Consider the following 20,519-nt stretch of genomic DNA (forward strand, 5'->3'; position numbering starts at 1 on the left):
CGGTTAACCTGAAGGCATAAAAAAGCCCGGTGAATGATATGTTCACCGGGCTTTTTTTAATCACCAGACCCTCAGATCACATGCTCAGCGAATTCTCCGAGCATCTCGCTGACAAACTTCAGCCGTTTTGGCCGGTCAGTCAGATCCAGCATAAACTTCAGTTTAGTCGGGCCGTCGAGACGATACACCTGCGGCTGCTTTTGCAGCAGGCCAATCAGGTGGCCCGGATCGACACGGTTTTTATCGCCAAACTCAATGAAGCCGCCGCGCTCATTGCCTTCAATGCGTTTGATGCCCAGTTCTTTCGCCTTTAAACGCAGTATGGCGATTTGAATCAGATTGCGCGCGCCGTCCGGCAGGGAGCCGAAACGGTCGATAAGTTCGACACGCAGCTCATCCAGTTCACTTTCATTGCGCGCACTGGCGATACGTTTATACAACGACAATCGCGTATTGACGTCAGGAATGAATTCTTCCGGCAACAGGGCAGGCATGCGCATCTCGACCTCTGTCTGACTGGTGGTCAGATCCTCAAGCGAAGGTTCGCGGCCTTCTTTCAGCGCTTCCACGGCGTTTTCCAGCAGTTCCATGTACAGCGTGAAACCGATGCTGGTCATCTGTCCGCTCTGGCCTTCGCCGAGCAATTCGCCTGCGCCACGAATTTCCAGATCGTGCGTTGCCAGCGCAAAACCTGCACCGAGATCTTCCAGTGAGGCGATCGCTTCGAGGCGTTTGTGCGCATCAACAGACATGGCTTTCGGCGGCGGCGTCAGCAGGTAAGCATACGCCTGATGGTGCGAACGCCCGACACGGCCACGCAACTGGTGAAGCTGCGCCAGACCAAAGTGATCGGCACGTTCAATAATGATGGTGTTCGCCGTCGGGATGTCGATGCCGGTTTCGATGATCGTGGTGCACACCAGCACGTTGAAACGCTGATGGTGGAAATCATTCATCACCCGCTCGAGGTCGCGTTCACGCATCTGACCGTGACCAATGGCGATACGTGCCTCCGGTACCAGTTCCGCCAGGCGCTCAGTGGCTTTCTCGATATTTTCGACATCATTAAATAAGTAATACACCTGCCCGCCGCGCAAAATTTCACGCAGGATAGCCTCGCGGATCACCAGGCTGTCGTATTCGCGGACGAAGGTTTTCACCGCCATACGGCGCGCTGGCGGGGTGGCGATAATCGACAGATCACGCATGCCGCTCATCGCCATATTCAGCGTGCGCGGGATAGGTGTGGCGGTCAGGGTCAGAATATCAACGTCAGCACGCATCGCTTTGATACGCTCTTTGTGGCGTACCCCGAAACGGTGCTCTTCATCGACAATCAGCAGGCCGAGATCTTTCCAGCGCAGGTCGCTTTGCAGCAGTTTGTGCGTGCCGATAATAATATCCACTTTGCCTTCCACGGCTTCTTCGATCACCGCCTGTTGCTCTTTGGCGCTGCGGAAACGGGACATCATTTCGATGCGCACCGGCCAGCTGGCAAAGCGGTCGCGGAAGTTGTCAAAGTGCTGCTGCGCCAGCAGCGTAGTCGGCACCAGCACCGCCACCTGCTTGTTGTTGGCGACGGCGAGGAAGGCCGCGCGCATCGCCACTTCGGTTTTGCCGAAACCGACGTCGCCACAGACCAGACGATCCATCGCCAGCGGCTGCGTCATGTCGGTCAGTACGGCATTGATGGCCTGTGCCTGATCCGGCGTGGTTTCAAACGGGAAGGCCTGGCAGAACAGCTGATACTGTTCTTTGTCGTGTTTGAAGGCGAAACCGGTTTTGGCTTCGCGCTGGGCGTAAATATCCAGCAACTCGGCGGCCACGTCGCGTACCTTCTCGGCGGCTTTTTGCCGCGCTTTTGACCAGGCTTCGCCCCCGAGTTTGTGCAGCGGCGCGCTGTCATCCGCACCGCCCGCATAACGGCTGATGAGATGCAGGGACGACACCGGCACATAGAGTTTATCTTCACCCGCATAGGTCAGGATCAGGTACTCGGCTTTGATGCCACCGGCCTCGAGCGTGGTCAGCCCCAGATACCGGCCTACGCCGTGTTCGACATGCACCACCGGCTGGCCGGGGCGCAGTTCCGCGAGATTGCGGATCAGCGTATCGGTGTTGATGGTGCGGCGGCTGTCCTGACGACGGCGCGCCACGCGCTCGCCGAGCAGATCGCTCTCACAAATCAGCGCCAGCTGTTTATCGGCATCCAGAAAACCGCGTTCGCAGGCGCCAATCATAATGTAACGACCGGCCGTTTCAGCTTCTTCAATACGGGTGATGAGCTGCGGCATCAGTTTGATGCGCGCCAGTAAATCCTGCAGCGTTTCCCGGCGGCCTTCACTTTCGACTGAGAAAACCAGACTGCCGGCAAAGGATTCATTAAAGCGGCGCAGGTTATCCATGGGCGCTTTATTCTGTGGCTGAACAGATAAATCCGGCAGCTTTTCATAACTGAGATTGGTGTTCGCGGCTTTTTTCGGCAGCGAATCGGTACGCAGCTGAACGCGCGGCCAGGCTTTGAGTTCAGCGAACAGGGTATCCACGCGCAGCCACAGATTTTCAGGCTCGAGCAGCGGACGCATCGGATCCACCCGGCGGTTTTCGTAACGCTGGTTGGCGTCCTGCCAGAAACGCTCGGCAGCAACGTCAAGATCGCCGGTATTAAGCACCAGCGTATTTTTCGGAAGATAGCTGAATAAGGTGGTCAGCGGCTGGCTGAAAAACAGCGGCTGCCAGTATTCAATCCCGGCCGGGAACGTGCCTTTACTGACCTGCTGATACACGTGTTCGGCATCGCGGCGCACTTCGAACTTCTCGCGCCACTGGCTGCGGAACAGTTCAATGGCATTTTTATCGGTCGGGAATTCATGCGCGGGCAACAAATTGATGTGATCAACTTCGCTCAGCGTGCGCTGTGTATCGACGTCAAATGTGCGCAGACTGTCGATTTCATCGTCGAAGAAATCGATGCGGAAAGGCTCATCGCTGCCCATCGGATAGAGGTCGAGCAGGGCGCCACGGGTGGCAAACTCACCGTGCTCCATCACCTGATCGACGCTGCGGTAACCGGCCTGTTCCAGCTGTGAACGCAGTTTATCGCGTGACAGTTGCTGGCCTTTCTTCATCACCAGCGCGTGGCCGTGCAAAAACTCGTGCGGGCAGACGCGCTGCATCAACGTATTCACCGGCAAAATAATGATGCCGCGTTCCATGGTTGGAAGCTGATAAAGGCTGGAAAGGCGCGAAGAGATGATTTCCTGATGTGGCGAGAAACTGTCGTAGGGCAGGGTTTCCCAGTCCGAAATGCTCAGCACTTTATGATCGGTAAACTGTTGAATTTCATCGCGCAGACGCAGGGCATTTTGCATGTCCGGCGCAATCAGCATGATCGGGCCCGCATGGCGTTCACTGATTTGGGCGCATTCCAGGGCACAGGCGGAGCCGGTCAGTTGCCCTAAAAGGCGGGTGTCACCGGGGCGTTCAGGCAATGAATAACGATAATCTTGAGACATAGGCTGTTTTGCGTTCTCGTTTGGCGGCAGCAGGGGGCCAATTAGCAGACCGTATCTTGCGATGCGCATACAATCGGGGTCAACCCGGCTCTGCAATAAAAAAGGACAAAAGAGCCCCGGGATTAAACCGATTACTTTGGGTTAATGGTTCCATAAAGCGGTGCTAGCCTTTATTATCCTTCATCACTTTAGTCTGCGCCATGCACTTATTTGCGGCCAAGCACTTAAAACGGAAGTCATGTATCAACCTGTCGCGTTATTCATAGGCCTGCGCTACATGCGCGGGCGTGGTTCGGACCGCTTTGGGCGGTTTGTCTCCTGGCTGTCCACCATTGGCATTACCCTCGGGGTGATGGCGCTGGTCACGGTGCTGTCGGTCATGAACGGTTTTGAGAAGGATCTGGAAGGAAATATTCTGGGTCTGATGCCTCAGGCGTTGGTGACCACACCGGCCGGATCGCTGGATCCTCAAAAAATTACCCATCAACAGATAACGGCGCTGAAAAGTGTCAACCGCGCTGTGCCTCTGACCACCGGTGACGTGGTGCTGCAAAGCCCCGGCAGCGTGGCCGTGGGTGTCATGCTCGGTGTCGATCCGACACAGCAGGATCCGCTGGCGAAATATATGATTGGCGTTGCCCAGCAGGAGCTGCAACCCGGTAAATACAACGTCATTCTGGGCGATCAGCTCGCGCAACAGCTTAAAGTGCGGCGTGGCGATAAGCTGCGTCTGATGGTGACCAGCGTCAGCCAGTTCACGCCGGTCGGGCGTGTGCCAAGTCAGCGTTTGTTTACCGTGATTGGCACGTTCTCAGCGAACAGCGAAGTCGATGGTTATCAGATGCTGGTCAATATTCAGGATGCTTCACGTCTGATGCTGTATCCGAAAGGCAACGTGACCGGCTGGCGTTTATTCCTTGATAAACCGCTGGATGTCGACAGCCTGAGCGTTCAGAAGCTGCCGGAAGGCACCAGCTGGAAAGACTGGCGTGAGCGTCGGGGTGAGCTGTTCCAGGCCGTGCGCATGGAAAAAAATATGATGGGCCTGCTACTTAGCCTGATCGTGGCGGTTGCCGCGTTCAACATCATTACCTCGCTGGGTTTACTGGTGATGGAAAAACAAGGCGAAGTGGCGATTCTGCAAACGCAGGGGCTAAGCCGCCGTCAGATCATGGCCGTATTTATGGTGCAGGGCGCCAGTGCCGGTGTGATCGGCGCGCTGCTCGGTGCCATACTGGGCGTGGTGCTCGCGACCCAACTCAACACAATTATGCCGGCTATCGGGCTGATGCTTGATGGCGCGTCGCTGCCGGTCGATATTGAACCGGTTCAGGTCGTGGTTATCGCGCTGTCCGCCATGATCATTGCTTTATTATCTACGCTGTATCCTTCCTGGCGCGCTGCTGCCACCCACCCCGCAGAGGCTTTACGTTATGAGTAATTCTTTATTATTGCAGTGTGACAACCTCTGTAAGACTTATCAGGAAGGCAAACTGCGCACCGACGTATTACGTGACGTGACGTTCGCCATGCAGCCGGGCGAAATGATGGCGATCGTCGGCACCTCAGGTTCCGGTAAAAGTACGTTGTTGCATTTGCTGGGTGGTCTGGACTCACCGACCTCCGGCGAAGTCATTTTTAAAGGCCAGTCGCTGAATTCGATGACTTCTTCCGCGAAATCAGAACTGCGCAACCGCGAGCTCGGCTTTATCTATCAGTTCCACCATTTGCTGCCTGATTTCACCGCGCTGGAAAACGTCGCGATGCCGCTTTTGATCGGTAAAAAGAAATCCGCTGAAGTGCAGGAACGTGCGATGGCGATGCTTGAAGCCGTTGGGCTGCAACACCGCAGCCATCACCGTCCTTCCGAGCTTTCCGGCGGCGAGCGTCAGCGTGTGGCGATCGCCCGTGCGCTGGTCAATAATCCTTCACTGGTGCTGGCCGACGAACCGACCGGTAACCTGGATCAGCGCAATGCCGACAGTATCTTTGAATTGCTGGGCGAACTGAACGTGCGTCAGGGCACCGCGTTTCTGGTGGTCACGCATGCTCTGGAACTGGCGAACCGCCTGACGCGTCAGCTGGAAATGCGCGACGGCAGGTTGCAGCAGGATTCGATGTTGCTGGGAGCGAAGTAATGTCAGGCATTCCGTTTTCCTTACTGATCGGCCTGCGGTTCAGCCGTGGCCGCCGTCGCAGCGGCATGGTGTCGCTGATTTCGGTGATTTCGACCTTGGGTATCGCGCTGGGTGTGGCGGTGTTAATCGTCGGTCTGAGTGCGATGAACGGCTTCGAGCGCGAACTGAAAGATCGCGTGCTGGCGGTGGTGCCTCACGGTGAAATTCGTCCGGTGAATCAGCCTTTCAATGACTGGCAGGGCGTGCTGGAACGTGTTGAAAAAGTGCCGGGCATTGTGGCCGCTGCGCCGTATATCCAGTTCAACGGTCTGATCGAACACGGCGCAAAACTGCGCGCGATTCAGCTTAAAGGCGTGGATCCGCAGAGTGAACCCCGCGTAAGCGCCGCACCGAAGTTTGTGCAAAACAACGCATGGCAGAATTTTAAAGCCGGGGAGCAACAGCTGATCCTCGGTAAAGGCGTTGCCGATGCGGTCGGTGTGAAGCAGGGCGACTGGGTGACGGTGATGATCCCAAACAGCGATCCTGAGATGAAGCTGTTGCAGCCAAAACGGATCCGTTTGCAGGTCACCGGCATTTTGCAACTCAGCGGCCAGCTTGATCACAGCCTCGGCATGGTGCCACTGGCGGATGCGCAGCAATATCAGGATATGGGTACCAGCGTCACCGGTATCGATATCAAAGTGAACGATGTTTTCGCCGCGCAAAAACTGGTGCACGACGCCGGTGAAGTGACGCAGGCGTATGTTTACATCAGCAGCTGGGTGGGCACTTACGGCTATATGTACCGCGATATCCAGATGGTGCGCGCGATTATGTATATGGCGATGGTGCTGGTGATTGGCGTAGCCTGTTTTAATATCGTTTCGACGCTGGTGATGGCGGTGAAAGATAAAAGCAGTGATATTGCGATTTTGCGCACACTGGGCGCGAAAGACGGGCTTATCCGCGCGGTCTTCATCTGGTACGGTTTACTGGCCGGGCTGGTCGGCAGTATCGCCGGGGTAGTGATCGGCGTGATCGCCGCGTTCCAGCTGACCAATATCATTAACGCGCTGCAAAAGCTTACCGGACATCAGTTCCTGTCGGGCGACATTTATTTCATCGACTTCCTGCCATCGGAAGTTCACTGGACTGACGTGGCGGGCGTACTGTTTACCGCACTGGTGCTGAGTTTGCTGGCCAGCTGGTATCCTGCGCGCCGTGCAAGCCGTATCGATCCGGCCCGGGTACTCAGTGGCGGTCAGTGATCACATTGTCAAAAACAGCCTTTATGTTCAGACACAGAGAGTAAGGAGCACTTCATGCGCACACGTCATCGTCTGTGTCGGTTTCGCAAAAATAAACGTATCCGGCATCAGCGGTTCCGGTCGAACATTTTCCACCGTGATTCAATGGCCGCCGCGTCATTGAAGAAACCGTTCGTGGTGGTGCTCACCGGCGCGGGGATTTCCGCCGAGTCCGGCATCCGCACTTTCCGTGCTGCCGATGGCTTGTGGGAAGAACATCGCGTGGAAGATGTGGCGACGCCGGAAGGTTATCGCCGCGACCCTGAGCTGGTGCAGCGTTTTTACAATGAACGCCGCCGCCAGTTGCAGCAGGAAGATCTCAAACCTAACGCCGCGCACTACGCACTGGCCACGCTGGAAGAAGCGCTCGGTGACAATTTCCTGCTGGTTACGCAGAACATCGACAATCTGCATGAGCGTGCAGGCAGTTCGCGCGTGCTGCACATGCATGGCGAATTGCTGAAAGTGCGCTGCACCCAGTCAGGACAAATTCTGGACTGGCCGGGTGATCTGAGCGTTGACGATCGCTGTCATTGCTGCCAGTTCCCGGCTCCGCTGCGTCCGCATATTGTGTGGTTTGGCGAAATGCCGCTGGGTATGGATAACATCTACGATGCGCTGGCAAAGGCGGATTTCTTCGTGGCGATTGGCACCTCCGGCCATGTTTATCCGGCGGCGGGATTTGTTCATGAAGCGCGCATCGGCGGCGCCTGTGCGGTGGAACTCAACCTCGAACCCAGTCAGGTTGAAAGTGAATTTGATATGAAACACTACGGGCTGGCGAGCGAAGTGGTGCCTGAATTCGTCCATAAATTCCTGACGAAGAAGGATGAAGCCTGGTCATAGCCGGGCTTTTTTAACGATACATCCCAAAAATTGCGCCTGATCCTAAGAGTTCTTTGCGTAAACTTGGTGAAAAATGACCTGACGCAATATTCACGGTATTCATGCTGCGCATAATAAAATACAGCCGCCAGAGGATACCCAAATGGATAAGTTGCTTGACCGTTTTCTTCACTATGTTTCTTTCGATACCCAATCAAAGCCCAATGTAAAACATACGCCGAGCACTGACGGACAGCTTAAGCTGGCGCAGGCGTTGCGTAATGAACTGATGGCGCTGGGCTTTTCACAGGTAACGCTCAGTGATAAAGGCTGCGTCATGGCTACGGTGCCGGGCAATGTGGCCTGGAAAGTGCCGGTTATCGGTTTTATTTCCCACCTTGATACCGCCCCCGATTTCACCGCCAAACACGTCAATCCGCAGGTAGTCGAAAACTACCGTGGTGGCGATATTGCGTTGGGTAACGGTGATGAAGTGCTTTCTCCGGTAATGTTCCCGGTGCTGCATCAGTTACTGGGCCAGACGCTCATCACCACAGACGGCAAAACGTTGCTCGGTTCTGATGATAAATCGGGTATCGCGGAAATCGTTACCGCGATGGTGCGTCTGCAAAACAGCAATGTGCCGCACGGGCCGATCCGCATTGCTTTTACGCCGGATGAAGAAATCGGCAAAGGCGCACAAAGCTTTGATATTCCGGCTTTTGGCGCTGAATGGGCTTATACCGTTGACGGTGGCGGAGTAGGGGAGCTGGAGTTCGAGAACTTCAATGCTGCCTCAGCGACCATTAAAATCGTCGGTAATAATGTTCATCCCGGCAGTGCGAAAGGCGTGATGGTGAACGCACTCTCTCTCGCCACCCGATTCCACAGCGAATTACCCGCCGATGAAACCCCGGAACAGACTGAAGGTTATGAAGGTTTCTATCACCTGACCACCATTAAGGGCAACGTTGAACGCGCGGAAATGCATTACATCATCCGTGACTTCGACAAAGTGGCATTCGAAGCCCGTAAGCAAAAGATTATTGATATCGCGCATCTGGTCGGTAAAGGCCTGCACCGGGATTGCTATATCGAAGTGACGCTCGACGATCACTATTACAATATGCGCGATAAAGTGGCCCAGCATCCGCACATTATTGCGCTGGCGCAACAGGCAATGAAGGATTGTGATATAGAACCGATCATGAAGCCCATTCGCGGCGGTACGGATGGCGCACAACTTTCTTTCCGGGGTTTACCTTGCCCGAATATTTTTACCGGCGGCTATAACTTCCACGGTAAACATGAATTCGTCACGCTGGAAGGAATGGAAAAAGCGGTATCAGTGATTATGCGTATTGCAGAGCTCACCGCAGAGAAATCGAGATAAGTTGATTAAACACCTCCGGATTTATTATTAAACCCGGAGGTGTTTATTAAATGACCCGCAGAGATTACTTACAGTTTATCTGAATATCAATGATAACCCCCATCAATATCAATAATACCTCTATTCATTAATGACATTATATTTACGCCTCCATCAATGCCATAATTTTGGCAGATTAATCATGGAGAGATAGCGTGGAAACAGCACCGACAGCACGAACAGTAGCCAGATTGCAGACAGTAGAAGGGATCAGAGAGTTTGTTAAGCAAAGAACGGCTTTCGCCGATTTCAGTCAGGGAATTAACGCATGGGTATTTATCTGGTATCCCGGAGACGGGAATATTGGTCATGCGGCCATGTTTATTGGCCCGATTGCTCATGAAAGCACTTATGTCAGCTGGTGGCCACGGTTCGAAGACGACAAAATTCTCTTCAGGAAATACCCTGCCAGACCCTCTGCGGGGTATGAAATAGATTGTGAAAGAGAAGCCTGTGATCCGGATGTCATTTATGGTATCAGATCGCTGGACGAAGTAGCGATGAAACGGACATGGCATGACATTTGTTACTCCAAAGACTCGCCATCCTTCAGAACATTATCAAAAAATTGTGCAAATATAGTGGGGAGGATATTAAAAGCTGGTTTAATTAATTCCCCTCTCAGGCATAAAGTGTTTGGGATAATGGACGGTGACTTTTACGTCTCAACGCCTAAGCGTATTGCTGTAATTTGTAATCTCTTACGAGATAATAATAAGGCTGTAAAAATAAGAATGTCAGCGAAAACCCGAAATTTAAACCCCTTTAAAACGGTATTTCGTTTGCGCTAGTTTTTATAAACAAGAAAAAATAAATAAGAACGGAATAATTAATAACGGAAAAAATAAGGGCATCAGAATGCCCTTATTTTTTTATCAATATCAGTCGTTGAAATACCAGTAGCCGCTGTTCACCAGTGCAGACAACAGGGCGAGGAACGACGGATCGTCAAGCGCATCACCGAGCATTTCACGGGTCACCGTCTTGTGGCGTGCCATGGCGTCAACGGCGGCGGTTTGTTCAGACGTCATCGCCTCGCCGTTCACGTAACACACATCCCCTACGCGCAGTACGCGCAAACCACCGACGCGTTCAAGCGTTTCGCCCGACGCCATGAGTTCATAGATTTCACCTGCCTGATACGGAGGTTCCGGCGGAGCCAGATCCAGTTCATGACGTGACTGTGAGATGAATTCGCCAAACCAGCTGTTGAAATGCTCAGGGTTATTGATCAGTTCGAGCATCATGCCGCGCAGCTTATCCAGTTCGGCAGGCTGGACTTCAGCCGGATGTTCGCGCTCAACCAGATCCGGATCGGTATAACGATGGCTTCCCAGTTCACGGGAAAGGACATGATCGGCAAATCCGCTGATCATTTCGCGGGTGTTCGGCGCGCGGAATCCTACTGAATAATTGAGGGAGTTCTCCAGCGAATAGCCGTCGTGCGGGAAGCCCGGCGGAATGTAGACGATATCACCAGGTTCCAGTTCTTCGTCGATAATGGCCTCGAACGGCTCAACCTGAAGCAAATCCGGATGCGGACAGTGTTGTTTCATGGCGATTTTTTCGCCCACGCGCCAGCGACGGCGGCCGGTGCCCTGAATGATAAACACGTCATATTGATCAAGGTGCGGGCCTACGCCACCGCCGGGCACCGAGAAAGAAATCATCAAATCGTCCATGCGCCAGTCAGGAATATGACGGAAAGGCGTCATCAGATGCGAGGAGGGCTCGTGCCAGTGATCGACGGCCTGAACCAGTACCGACCAGCCGTTTTCGCCCAGATGATCATAGCTCTCAAATGGCCCGTGGCTGACGTTCCAGCGACCGTCCTGATTGCTGACCAGACGGCTGTCGACTTCACTTTCCATTGCCAGACCGGCCAGTTCATCCGGAGAAATCGGATCGACGAAATTTTTGAAACCGCGCTTTAACACGACAGGACGTTTTTGCCAGTAACGTTGCAGGAAATCGTTCCAGTCCAGGTCTAGTTTGTAATCCATTTTTTTTCCAAAAGAAGGTGGGTCTGTAAAGGATTATAACGGAAGGTGTTGCGGCTGCGTTGGGCAATTGCCAGCAAATTTCGTACTCCGCTGAATAAAGCACCGAAATTTGCCGGAGATTGCACCCGTCGTCTGTTATTCGAGTTCGATGCCTTGCTGTAAACCAAAGCAAACCCGCATGCTGGCCCCGCCGAGCGGGCTGTCGCCAATGATAATTTGGCCGTCGTATTGTTCGATGATGTCGTTCGCCAGAGAAAGTCCCAGCCCTTGCCCCGGACGCAGGGTATCGGCGCGCTGCCCGCGCTGGAAAATCACTTCACGTTTGCTGACCGGAATGCCAGGGCCGTCATCTTCAATCAGGATCACCAGCTGGTTTTCGGTGTGCACTGCACTGATTTCCACAAACTCCAGGCAGTATTTACAGGCGTTATCAATGACGTTGCCCATCACTTCCATAAAGTCGTTCTTTTCGCCGACGAAGGTGATTTCAGGCGAGATATCGACGGTGATCACCACCCCTTTACGCTGATACACCTTGTTCAGCGCTGAACACAAACCGTCGAGGATCGCAGGCACCGAATGCACTTCGCGGATCAGTAAATTTTGTTCCGAGCGCAGGGTGGCCCGGTGCAGGTAATAGCCAATCTGCTGAGAGATGCGGCTGATTTGCTCGAGCATCACCGGCTCAGCTTCTTCGATGGTCATCTGTTTGCCGTTGCGCAGGGCGCGCAGGGTGGACTGCAACACCGCCAGCGGCGTTTTCAGGCTGTGAGTCAGGTCTGCCAGCGTGGTGCGATAGCGATCGTAGCGCCCACGTTCGCCGTGCAACAGGATGTTCAGATTGCGCACCAGCCCGAGCAGCTCACGCGGCGGATTTTCATCCAGCGATTCGCGCTCATGGGTTTCCAGTTCGGCGACCTGATGGATCACTTCTTTGATGGGCCGCAGGCTCCAGTACGCCGCCAGCCACAGCAGCGGCACCACCAGCAACAGATTGGCCAGCAGCACATAACTGAACCATTCCCAGACCAGATCGGAACGCTGTAACTCTTGCGGGATCGTATCGACGACCACGATGTTCAGTGCCGGCAGGCGCGCGGTGGCATTGTAGGTATTCACCGCGATGGAGTGCGTCATGGCGTTGGCATCGGTGTCGTCGTAATCTTTCAGCTTGTCCTGCGCCTGCGGATTATTCCCTAACACTTCGCTGCTGATTTGCGTGTCGGTATCCAGCTCATAAAAACCCGGTTTATTCATCCAGGCTTTATTGATCTGAGCTTCCAGTTCCGGGATGCGGCGTTCCGCCCACAGCAATTTACCGTCGGCGTCGTAAATAAACACCAGCGTGGGCGTATTAAGGTCCAGATCGGGCGGAACATTGATGGAGAGTTTGCCCTCGCGCCATTGCGCCAGGCTAAAGAAGAGATTGCTCTCACCGCGCAGCAGGCGATAGGCCGTTTTATCGAAACTCACCATGTAGCCAACCACCGCCACCAGCCCGTAGGCCAGTGAAAGCGCGAGCACAACGGCGGCCGTCGCCATCATAAAACGCACGCGCAGGGAGAAGGGTTTTTTAGTACGTCCTTTCATGACGCGTCCTTACGTAGTGAGGCATCAGGCGGTAGTAAACCACGTCGTTATGCGCGGATGTCGAAACGATAACCCTGGCCGCGTACCGTGGTGATCACATCTTCCGGGTGCTCTGCCTGAAGTTTTTTGCGCAGACGCCCCATCAGGACATCCACAGTATGGCTTTCACGCAGTTCTGCGTCCGGGTAAAGCTGAAGCATCAGTGAGTCTTTGCTGACCACTTTTCCGGCGTTGCGGATCAGCGTTTCGATAATGGTGTATTCGAATGCGGTCAGTTTAATTGGGTTTTCGTTAACGGTCAGTTCACGGCGGGATAAATCAATCTGGAACGGATGCAGGGTAATGACCTGTGATGCCAGACCGCTGTTGCGGCGCATCAGCGCCTGCATACGTGCCAGCACTTCTTCCAGATGGAAAGGTTTGGTGACGTAATCGTCGGCACCGGCTTCCAGCACCGCGACTTTATCCTGCCAGCTTTCGCGGGCGGTCAGCACCAGAATCGGCAAGTTAGCCTGGTGACTGCGCCAGCGGCGGATCAGGCTCAGGCCGTCTTCGCCCGGCAAACCGAGATCGACAATCGCGATATCCGGTGCATGTTCATGCAAAAAATAATCGGCTTCTTTGGCGTCTTCAGCGGCATCAACCTGATGCCCCATTTCTCTCATCTGAACTGAAAGGTGATGGCGCAACAGTGCGTTATCTTCAATGACTAAAATTCGCATGGTAATTCCTTATCCTTGTGGCGCGTAAGGCGACAGAAACATTCTGAGTGTAATTGTAAATGATTCAGAAACATTTTAATCAACCTCACATCAACGCCGTGACCGGCAATCTAAACAAAACCTAAACCAATTATAAACGGGCTTGCCGGGCAGAAGCATAAAATGTGAGATCGATCGCTGTTAAATACCAAAGGTACTATTAAGGTATTTCAAAGGTATCTTGAATGCCTGACTCTTTCCGTCGCTTTGGGTGCGTATCGCACCGCGCGGGCCCCTCATTCAGCAAGGATATAATAATGAAACGTACCCATCTGAAGCTGTCCGTTATGATGTTTATCGAGTGGTTTATCTGGGGAGCGTGGTTTGTGCCTCTCTGGCAATACCTGAATAAGCTGGGTTTTACTCCCTCCGAAATCGCCTGGTCTTACAGCAGCACCGCCATAGCGGCCATTCTCTCGCCGGTGCTGGTGGGCGTGATTGCTGATCGCTACTTCGCCGCGCAAAAAGTGCTTGGCTGGCTGCTGCTGGCCGGGGGTGTGCTGATGGCGTTTATCGCGCTGCAAACCGAATTCTCCACCTTCTTCCCGCTGCTGGTGGTTTACGCCATCACCTATATGCCAACGGTGGCGCTGACCAACAGCATTGCGTTCGCCAACATCAATGACACCGAGAAGGATTTCCCGCGCATCCGCGTACTTGGCACGCTGGGCTGGATTGCTTCCGGGCTGGTGATCGGTTTTGTGCTGCCGCCGCTGCTTGGCATGAACAACATTTCTGATACCGGGTTGCCGTTGTGGATCACGGCTATTGCCTCGCTGGTGCTTGGGGTTTACAGCTTCTGGCTGCCGGAGACACCGGCAAAAGGCACAGGGCCAGTGGATATCAAAGCGCTGTTCGGCCTGAATGCGCTGGGCTTGCTGAAAGACCGCTCTTTCGCGATTTTCGCGTTGTGCTCATTTCTGTTTTGTATGCCGCTGGCGTTTTACTACCAGTTCGCCAACGGTTACCTGACGCAGGTGGGTTTGCCCAACGCAACCGGCTGGATGACCCTCGGCCAGGTGTCTGAAATCTTCGCCATGCTGGCATTACCGTTCCTGCTCAAACGCTACGGTATTAAAAAAGTGCTGATGCTGGGCTTTGTCACAGCGGCAATCCGCTACGTATTCTTTATTTATGGCGGCACGGCGGATGTCTGGGCTTACAGCATGCTGTTCCTCGGCATTCTGTTGCACGGCGTCAGCTACGATTTCTATTTTGTCACCGGGTATATCTATGTCGATAAAAAAGCGCCGCCGCATATGCGCACGGCGGCACAGGGCCTGATCACACTGATTTGTCAGGGATTGGGCAGTTTTATCGGCAACTGGCTGGGCGGCCGGGCGATGACCACTTTCGCACTGAGCACGCCGAAAAATGGCATGACGTTCGACTGGTTTGCGGTCTGGGGCGTGGGTGCTGCGATGGTTGTCGGCGTGATGCTGTTGTTTCTGCTGTTCTTTCGCGAACGCAGCAAAACCATTACACCGGTCAGCCTGAACCAGCCTTCCTAAGCATTCTTTTCACCACAGGCGGGCAGGCTGCCCCTCTGACATTGATAGCAGGAGATTTACATGACACAGCTAAGCCTTGAGAGCCGTATGCTCGGCGCGTTGTACGGACAAATGCTGGGCGACGCGCTGGGCATGCCCTCGGAGCTCTGGCCGCGCGAGCGGGTTAAGCAACACTTCGGCTGGATCGATCGTTTTCTTGATGGCCCGGCAGAAAATAGCGCCGCCTGTTATTTCACCGCTGCACAGTTTACTGATGATACGTCGATGGCGCTGGCGCTGGCCGATGCGCTGCTGGAAGCGGAGGGCCGCGTCGTTCCTGAACTGATTGCGCGGAATGTGATCCGCTGGGTAGACAGTTTTGACGCGTTTAATAAAAACATTCTTGGCCCGAGCTCCAGACTTGCGCTGGCCGAACAGAAGAAAGGCGTAGCCATAGAGGCGCTGGAAAACAATGGTGTGACCAATGGCGCGGCGATGCGCGTTTCCCCGCTTGGCTGCGTACTGCCTTCGGCGCCGCTGGAGAGATTCTGCGAGCAGGTGTGGCTGGCGTCCAGCCCGACGCATAAATCTGATATCGCCGTGGCAGGCGCGGTGGTGATTGCCTGGGCTGTGTCGCGGGCCATTGAAGGGGCGAGCTGGCCTGAAATCCGCCTGGCACTGCCGGATATTGCGAAATATGCCCAAACGCGCAAACCCACCACTTTCAGTGCTTCACTGGCGGCACGCATCGAACTGGCTTTCGCCACGGTGCAGAAAGCCGAAGGAACGGAGCAGGCGTCCGAAGCGGTTTATCAGCTGGTCGGTGCGGGCGTGAGCACCATTGAGTCTGTGCCTGCCGCACTGGCGATGGTGGAACTGGCCGGAACATGCCCGAATCAGTGCGCAGTGTTGTGTGCCAACCTCGGCGGCGATACCGATACCATTGGTGCGATGGCAACCGCCATTTGCGGCGCGTTGAACGGCATTGAGGTGTTTAAGAAAGAGTGGCTGGATGAACTGAAACGGGTCAATCCGCAGAATATGACGCACTACAGCGACGCATTTCAGCGTTTTCGCCAGCAGGCGCAGGAGGCTGAATGAGCCAGGGCCATCGCGAATTATTACAGACACTGATGCAGGGCGACTGGCATCAGCAGGCACCGGTGATGGTCGTCGGTGCTGCGGTCATGGACATGGTTGCCAGAGCCGATGCGTTACCGGAGCGCGGCGGGGATATTGCCGCCGACGTAACCGGTTTTCACCTCGGTGGCTGCGCGCTGAATATTGCGCTCGGGCTGAAACAGCTGGGCATTCACAGCCGTAATCTGTTGCCGGTGGGCGAGGGCATGTGGAGCGATCGTCTGAGACGTGAAATGGCGGCACGGGAAATCACCTCGGATTTGCAGGTGCGCGGCGCGGATAACGGCTGGTGTCTGGCGCTGGTGGAGCCGGACGGCGAGCGGACATTTATCTCTATCGACGGCATTGAAAATCAGTGGCAGCCCGGCTGGCTGACCGACGCTACGCCACAAAACGGGCTGGTGTATGTGTCGGGTTATCAGTTGGGCGCGAAACAGGGAACGGTGCTGCTCGACTGGCTGGAAACCTTGCCCGATGCGGTGCGCGTGGTGGTGGATTTTGGCCCGCGTCTGGATGTGATGCCCGAAGAACGCATTCGCCGCGTGATCCGCCCCGGCGTGATCCTGACGCTCAACGAACGGGAAGCCACACTGCTGGGGTTTACCGATAACGCCGAAGCCTTCTGCCGTGAGCTGAATGCTAAAACCGGTGAACTGGTGGTACTGCGCTGCGGCGAAAAGGGAAGCTATTATTTTGCGGAGGCCAGTGATTGCGGCTGGATTGCGGCGCGTAAAATCAACGTGGCTGACAGCATAGGTGCGGGTGACAGCCATTGCGCCGGTTTGCTGGCAGGGCTTTCACTCGGCCTGACACACTGGCAAAGCATGACGCTGGCAAATTGCGTGGCGGCCTATGTTGTTTCGCAGACTGGCGGGGATTGCGCGCCGACGCTGGCGCAACTGGCCAGTACGTTTGAAAAGAGTGAACCGGCGCTGTGAATCAGTCTTCGCTGATGAACTCATACATGTCGCTGCGGCAAAAGCTTTCACTGTATTCAATCGGCCGGTTTTGCCCGTCGAACAGTGTCTGCTTTATGATCAGCAGCGGCATGGGTTCAGTCAGCTGCAAAGATTGCAACGTTTCAGCGTCGGACATTGCTGCACTGACCCGGCTTTGCAATGCGCCGAGCTCAATATTATTGCGGCTGAAATAGTCATAGAGCGAAACGCCGATATCCTGCACATCCCCGATGGCGGCCATGATCACGTATGAAACCGCCACGGACATCGGGCGCGTGTCGATGTAATGAATGCGCTTGAGCATATAAACCGGTGTGCCTTCGGTGATCGCCAGGTTGCTGGCAATCAGCGCGGATGCCGGTATCTGATCACGGCTGATCCACAGCGTATCCGGCTTGCGGCCTTGTAACATCACTTCGCGCGAAAACCCTTTCACCCCGGCGAGCGAGTAAGAAAGCCTGGCATCAACCGCTTTTTTGATAAAAGTGCCGTAACCGCGTGAGCGGCCTATGTGCCCGTCCTGCTCCAGCTTTGCCAGCGCCTTACGCACGGTGATCCGTGAAATCCCCAGTGCTTCGGTGAACTGTCGCTCACTTGGCAGGAAATCGCCGTCCTGCAAAATACCCGATTCCATTGCCTGACGAACCGATTCGTTAAAACACAAATACAGCGGCATAGTGCCTGTCTGAGCCAGATCGGTTTTCAGTTTTTCCAGCACCTGCTGGTTAGTGTCCATGCTCATACGGGCTTTTCCTGATGGCTGTAATGGCCTCTATTTTAGAAGGAAAGAGAATTTTTGCAGTGACATTTTACGCGTATGCGGGATTAAATCTGCGGGAGGGAAAAGGGGCGTTGAAGATAAATTCAAACGCCCCGTGAGGTTAATGTGTGATGACGCAGTGGCTTTCCATCCGCCACATTTTCTCCAGCGCACGGGCTTCGCCGGTGATTTCCACTACGCACTGACTGCGGATATCCCCACTCGAGGCACCCACGCTAATGTCAAACTCTCCGGGTTCGACCACGCGCTGCCCGTTACGCTGAGTGAAATTCAGCATGTCGGTGGGCAGGGTGAAGGTCAGCTCAGCACTTTCGCCTGCGCGCAGATGCACCCGCTGGAAGGCTTTCAGCTCCTGAACCGGGCGAACCTGGGAGGCTACGCGATCGCGAACGTACACTTGTACCACCTCGCTGCCGTCTTTATCCCCGCTATTACTGACGGTAATTTTTGCGATGACGTTACCGTTCAGCGACGCTACCTGTGGCTGAACAATCGACAGTTCGCCATAACGGAATGTGGTCCATGTTTTACCGTATCCGAAGGGATAGCGTGAGCCGAAATGGAAAGCATAGGGTGTGCCGCCGCTCTTGAGTTTGTGGTTATAGTAATAGGGCATGGCGCCCGCGCTGTGGGGAACGGATACCACCAGGCGCCCTGCAGGTTCCCGCACGCCGGTCAGCACATCGGCAATCGCATTTCCGCCTTCCTGGCCTGGTGCCCATGCCATCACCAATGCGGCGACCTTATCCTCAAGCCCGCCGAGATTGTAAGGGCGGCCACCAGTCATCACGACAACCACAGGTTTTCCTGTTGCCACCACGGCGGCGACCAGCTCCTGTTGTACGCCGGGCAGGCGCAGGCTGTCGGTATCTGACCCTTCGCCTACGGTGCCACTTTGGAACAATCCGGCCAGATCGCCGACAAAGACCAGCGCAACATCGCTCTGTTCTGCGGCTTCAACCGCTTGTGCAATCAACCGGGTATCCCGTGAGACGGGGGAGGTTTGTATCGGTTTACCCGTATCACCGGGGAAGACCGGAGCACCCGCCACCCGATGTTCAATAATGTGGCAGCCTTTGGCATAACGCAGATTCTGGCTGCTTACGCGTTCTTGTAACGCCTGGAAGGGCGTCACGACCTGCGACGCGCTGTCCTGCATATCACTGATGATCAGATGAACCGGAAAACTGTAGCCGCTGAGCAGCGCCAGCGGATCATCGGCCGTCGGCCCGATGACCGCGAGCCGTTGCTGGCCAGCCAACGGCAAAACGCCATTATTTTCCAGCATCGTGATGGAATTTACTGCGGCTTCATACGCCAGTTTACGGGTTTCGGGTGTTTGCAGCGCAATGGCATTTTCATCAGTATAAGGGTGCTCAAACAGCCCCAGACGGAATTTCTCCTGCAGAACGCGTCCGACGATCTCGTCGATTTTTGCCATGGAGATCAGACCCTGTTCAACGGCTTGCGCAAGATGGCGTGCGCAGTCATCTTTCGGCAGCTCGATATCCAGACCGGCGTTAAAAGCCAGCGCGGCGGATTCCGTGGCGTTGCGGCTGATGCCATGATGCTGGTGCAGCAGACTGATGCCGCCATAATCCGCCACTATCAGACCGTCAAAGCCCCATTCTTCGCGCAGCAGCGTCGTCATCAGGAAGGCATCCGAGTGACCGGGCTGATTATCAATATCGTGATAGGCAGGCATGACTGAACCGGCATTAGCCAGTTTCACTGCCATTTCAAACGGCAGGAGAAAGGTGTCATTAAGCTCACTAAACCCCAGATGCACCGGCGCATGGTTGCGCGCTCCTTCGCTGAAAGAGTGCCCGACATAGTGTTTCAGCGTCGCCAGCACATCGCGTTTTTCACCCTGTAAACCCCGCACAAACCGGGTCGCCATCACACCCGTCAGGTAGGGGTCTTCCCCAAACGTCTCTTCAGTCCGTCCCCAGCGTACGTCGCGGGAGACATCCAGTACCGGCGCTAACCCCTGACGGCAACCGGTGCTGCGGGCTTCATCGCCAATGGCGGCAGCGATACGTTGCATCAACGCCGGATCCCAGGTGGAGGCGTAGTTCAGCGACGAAGGAAACAGCGTGGCATCTTTGCACAGTAAACCGACCAGACATTCTTCATGAAATAAAGCCGGAATACCCAAACGGGTTTCTTCCATTAAGGTTCTTTGCAGACGATTAAGGGCGCGAACTCCTTCTTTGGGTTCGACAATATGCGTTCCCAGCGGACGGGTAATCTGCCCGATCCCGCGTTTAAGGCGTTCGCTGAGAGCCGCCTGTTGAGTGACGCCGGCGAATTCATCGCTCAGATCGGTGCGCTCGCGATGATCGCCCGCGGCGGACAATATCAGCCAGAACGCGTGCATTTGTGCGAATTTCTCTTCAGGCGTCATTTGTGCCAGCAAATCGGCGACACGTTCATGCACCGGACGGTGGGCATCCTTATAAATGGCAGACATGCTTTCCCCTTGTAAGTGTTGCCATCCGCACGACGGCGCGGATATGTTTTCTGACCATCAATACTGGTAGGGCAAAGCAAACACAACAATTGCCGAAACCCCCATCCAACTTATGTTTTTTGG

15 protein-coding genes are annotated in these 20,519 nt (G+C 54.8%); 9 read left to right on the forward strand and 6 right to left on the reverse strand.

Annotated features, from left to right (window positions below; genetic code table 11):
* Window positions 1-71: 71 nt before the first annotated feature.
* On the reverse strand, window positions 72-3,515 hold the full coding sequence (gene mfd / locus ACQZQY_RS12745) for a transcription-repair coupling factor (RefSeq protein WP_431295720.1): 3,444 nt from the start codon (window positions 3,513-3,515) through the stop codon (window positions 72-74).
* Window positions 3,516-3,753: 238 nt separating this feature from the next.
* Here mfd and lolC point away from each other — a divergent pair, with 238 nt between their 5' ends.
* From lolC to ACQZQY_RS12775, 6 genes are all read left to right on the forward strand, one after another.
* Complete coding sequence (gene lolC, locus ACQZQY_RS12750; protein ID WP_136375116.1) at window positions 3,754-4,956, forward strand: lipoprotein-releasing ABC transporter permease subunit LolC; 1,203 nt, start codon at window positions 3,754-3,756, stop codon at window positions 4,954-4,956.
* Entirely contained in the window at window positions 4,949-5,653 is a 705-nt protein-coding gene (lolD, locus tag ACQZQY_RS12755) for a lipoprotein-releasing ABC transporter ATP-binding protein LolD (RefSeq protein WP_431295721.1), read from the forward strand. The genes lolC and lolD overlap by 8 nt, the downstream gene beginning before the upstream one ends.
* The gene (lolE, locus tag ACQZQY_RS12760; protein ID WP_056778814.1) at window positions 5,653-6,903 is read left to right on the forward strand and encodes a lipoprotein-releasing ABC transporter permease subunit LolE; all 1,251 of its coding nucleotides are present in this window, start codon (window positions 5,653-5,655) and stop codon (window positions 6,901-6,903) included. The genes lolD and lolE overlap by 1 nt, the downstream gene beginning before the upstream one ends.
* A gap of 54 nt (window positions 6,904-6,957) precedes the next feature.
* Window positions 6,958-7,788 (forward strand): Sir2 family NAD+-dependent deacetylase, encoded by an 831-nt coding sequence (gene cobB, locus ACQZQY_RS12765; protein WP_431295722.1) that lies wholly within the window; start codon window positions 6,958-6,960, stop codon window positions 7,786-7,788.
* A gap of 142 nt (window positions 7,789-7,930) precedes the next feature.
* Window positions 7,931-9,160: a peptidase T gene (gene pepT, locus ACQZQY_RS12770; protein ID WP_183846436.1), complete on the forward strand. Its 1,230-nt coding sequence runs from the start codon at window positions 7,931-7,933 to the stop codon at window positions 9,158-9,160.
* Window positions 9,161-9,354: 194 nt separating this feature from the next.
* Window positions 9,355-9,990, forward strand: a complete 636-nt coding sequence (locus ACQZQY_RS12775) for a hypothetical protein (protein ID WP_217204805.1) — start codon at window positions 9,355-9,357, stop codon at window positions 9,988-9,990.
* Window positions 9,991-10,080: 90 nt separating this feature from the next.
* Here the strand turns inward: ACQZQY_RS12775 and ACQZQY_RS12780 are convergent, their stop codons facing one another.
* The 3 genes from ACQZQY_RS12780 to phoP all read right to left on the reverse strand — a co-directional run bounded on the left by ACQZQY_RS12780 (window position 10,081) and on the right by phoP (window position 13,514).
* Entirely contained in the window at window positions 10,081-11,202 is a 1,122-nt protein-coding gene (locus ACQZQY_RS12780) for a cupin domain-containing protein (protein WP_136375120.1), read from the reverse strand.
* Between the two features lie 135 nt (window positions 11,203-11,337).
* A complete protein-coding gene (gene phoQ / locus ACQZQY_RS12785; RefSeq protein WP_056778829.1) occupies window positions 11,338-12,792 on the reverse strand; it encodes a two-component system sensor histidine kinase PhoQ in 1,455 nt (484 codons plus the stop codon).
* Between the two features lie 47 nt (window positions 12,793-12,839).
* Complete coding sequence (gene phoP, locus ACQZQY_RS12790) at window positions 12,840-13,514, reverse strand: two-component system response regulator PhoP (RefSeq protein WP_056778830.1); 675 nt, start codon at window positions 13,512-13,514, stop codon at window positions 12,840-12,842.
* A 296-nt stretch (window positions 13,515-13,810) separates the two neighbouring features.
* On the opposite strand from phoP, the gene ACQZQY_RS12795 reads away from it, so the two are divergent.
* Genes ACQZQY_RS12795 through ACQZQY_RS12805 form a run of 3 tightly spaced genes read left to right on the forward strand, consistent with a single transcriptional unit; the run spans window position 13,811 to window position 17,121 of the window.
* Window positions 13,811-15,064, forward strand: a complete 1,254-nt coding sequence (locus ACQZQY_RS12795; RefSeq protein WP_431295723.1) for a nucleoside permease — start codon at window positions 13,811-13,813, stop codon at window positions 15,062-15,064.
* Window positions 15,065-15,124: 60 nt separating this feature from the next.
* Window positions 15,125-16,144, forward strand: a complete 1,020-nt coding sequence (locus ACQZQY_RS12800; RefSeq protein ID WP_431295724.1) for an ADP-ribosylglycohydrolase family protein — start codon at window positions 15,125-15,127, stop codon at window positions 16,142-16,144.
* Window positions 16,141-17,121: a PfkB family carbohydrate kinase gene (locus ACQZQY_RS12805; protein ID WP_431295725.1), complete on the forward strand. Its 981-nt coding sequence runs from the start codon at window positions 16,141-16,143 to the stop codon at window positions 17,119-17,121. Before ACQZQY_RS12800 ends, ACQZQY_RS12805 begins: the two co-directional genes overlap by 4 nt.
* A 1-nt stretch (window position 17,122) precedes the next feature.
* On the opposite strand, the gene ACQZQY_RS12810 is transcribed toward ACQZQY_RS12805, so the two are convergent.
* Together ACQZQY_RS12810 and ACQZQY_RS12815 are read right to left on the reverse strand one after the other, a co-directional pair.
* On the reverse strand, window positions 17,123-17,884 hold the full coding sequence (locus ACQZQY_RS12810; RefSeq protein ID WP_431295726.1) for a GntR family transcriptional regulator: 762 nt from the start codon (window positions 17,882-17,884) through the stop codon (window positions 17,123-17,125).
* A 139-nt stretch (window positions 17,885-18,023) separates the two neighbouring features.
* Window positions 18,024-20,396, reverse strand: a complete 2,373-nt coding sequence (locus tag ACQZQY_RS12815; RefSeq protein ID WP_431295727.1) for a glycoside hydrolase family 3 N-terminal domain-containing protein — start codon at window positions 20,394-20,396, stop codon at window positions 18,024-18,026.
* Window positions 20,397-20,519 lie beyond the last annotated feature (123 nt).

Origin of the sequence: Rahnella sp. PAMC25559, assembly GCF_050632365.1 — a bacterium.
Lineage (GTDB): Bacteria > Pseudomonadota > Gammaproteobacteria > Enterobacterales > Enterobacteriaceae > Rahnella > Rahnella rivi.

Coding starts and splice junctions, on each gene's coding strand:
- mfd (WP_431295720.1), bottom strand. CDS start 3,515: ATGTCTCAAGATTATCGTTATTCATTGCCTGAACGCCCCGGTGACACC.
- lolC (WP_136375116.1), top strand. CDS start 3,754: ATGTATCAACCTGTCGCGTTATTCATAGGCCTGCGCTACATGCGCGGG.
- lolD (WP_431295721.1), top strand. CDS start 4,949: ATGAGTAATTCTTTATTATTGCAGTGTGACAACCTCTGTAAGACTTAT.
- lolE (WP_056778814.1), top strand. CDS start 5,653: ATGTCAGGCATTCCGTTTTCCTTACTGATCGGCCTGCGGTTCAGCCGT.
- cobB (WP_431295722.1), top strand. CDS start 6,958: ATGCGCACACGTCATCGTCTGTGTCGGTTTCGCAAAAATAAACGTATC.
- pepT (WP_183846436.1), top strand. CDS start 7,931: ATGGATAAGTTGCTTGACCGTTTTCTTCACTATGTTTCTTTCGATACC.
- ACQZQY_RS12780 (WP_136375120.1), bottom strand. CDS start 11,202: ATGGATTACAAACTAGACCTGGACTGGAACGATTTCCTGCAACGTTAC.
- phoQ (WP_056778829.1), bottom strand. CDS start 12,792: ATGAAAGGACGTACTAAAAAACCCTTCTCCCTGCGCGTGCGTTTTATG.
- phoP (WP_056778830.1), bottom strand. CDS start 13,514: ATGCGAATTTTAGTCATTGAAGATAACGCACTGTTGCGCCATCACCTT.
- ACQZQY_RS12795 (WP_431295723.1), top strand. CDS start 13,811: ATGAAACGTACCCATCTGAAGCTGTCCGTTATGATGTTTATCGAGTGG.
- ACQZQY_RS12800 (WP_431295724.1), top strand. CDS start 15,125: ATGACACAGCTAAGCCTTGAGAGCCGTATGCTCGGCGCGTTGTACGGA.
- ACQZQY_RS12805 (WP_431295725.1), top strand. CDS start 16,141: ATGAGCCAGGGCCATCGCGAATTATTACAGACACTGATGCAGGGCGAC.
- ACQZQY_RS12810 (WP_431295726.1), bottom strand. CDS start 17,884: ATGAGCATGGACACTAACCAGCAGGTGCTGGAAAAACTGAAAACCGAT.
- ACQZQY_RS12815 (WP_431295727.1), bottom strand. CDS start 20,396: ATGTCTGCCATTTATAAGGATGCCCACCGTCCGGTGCATGAACGTGTC.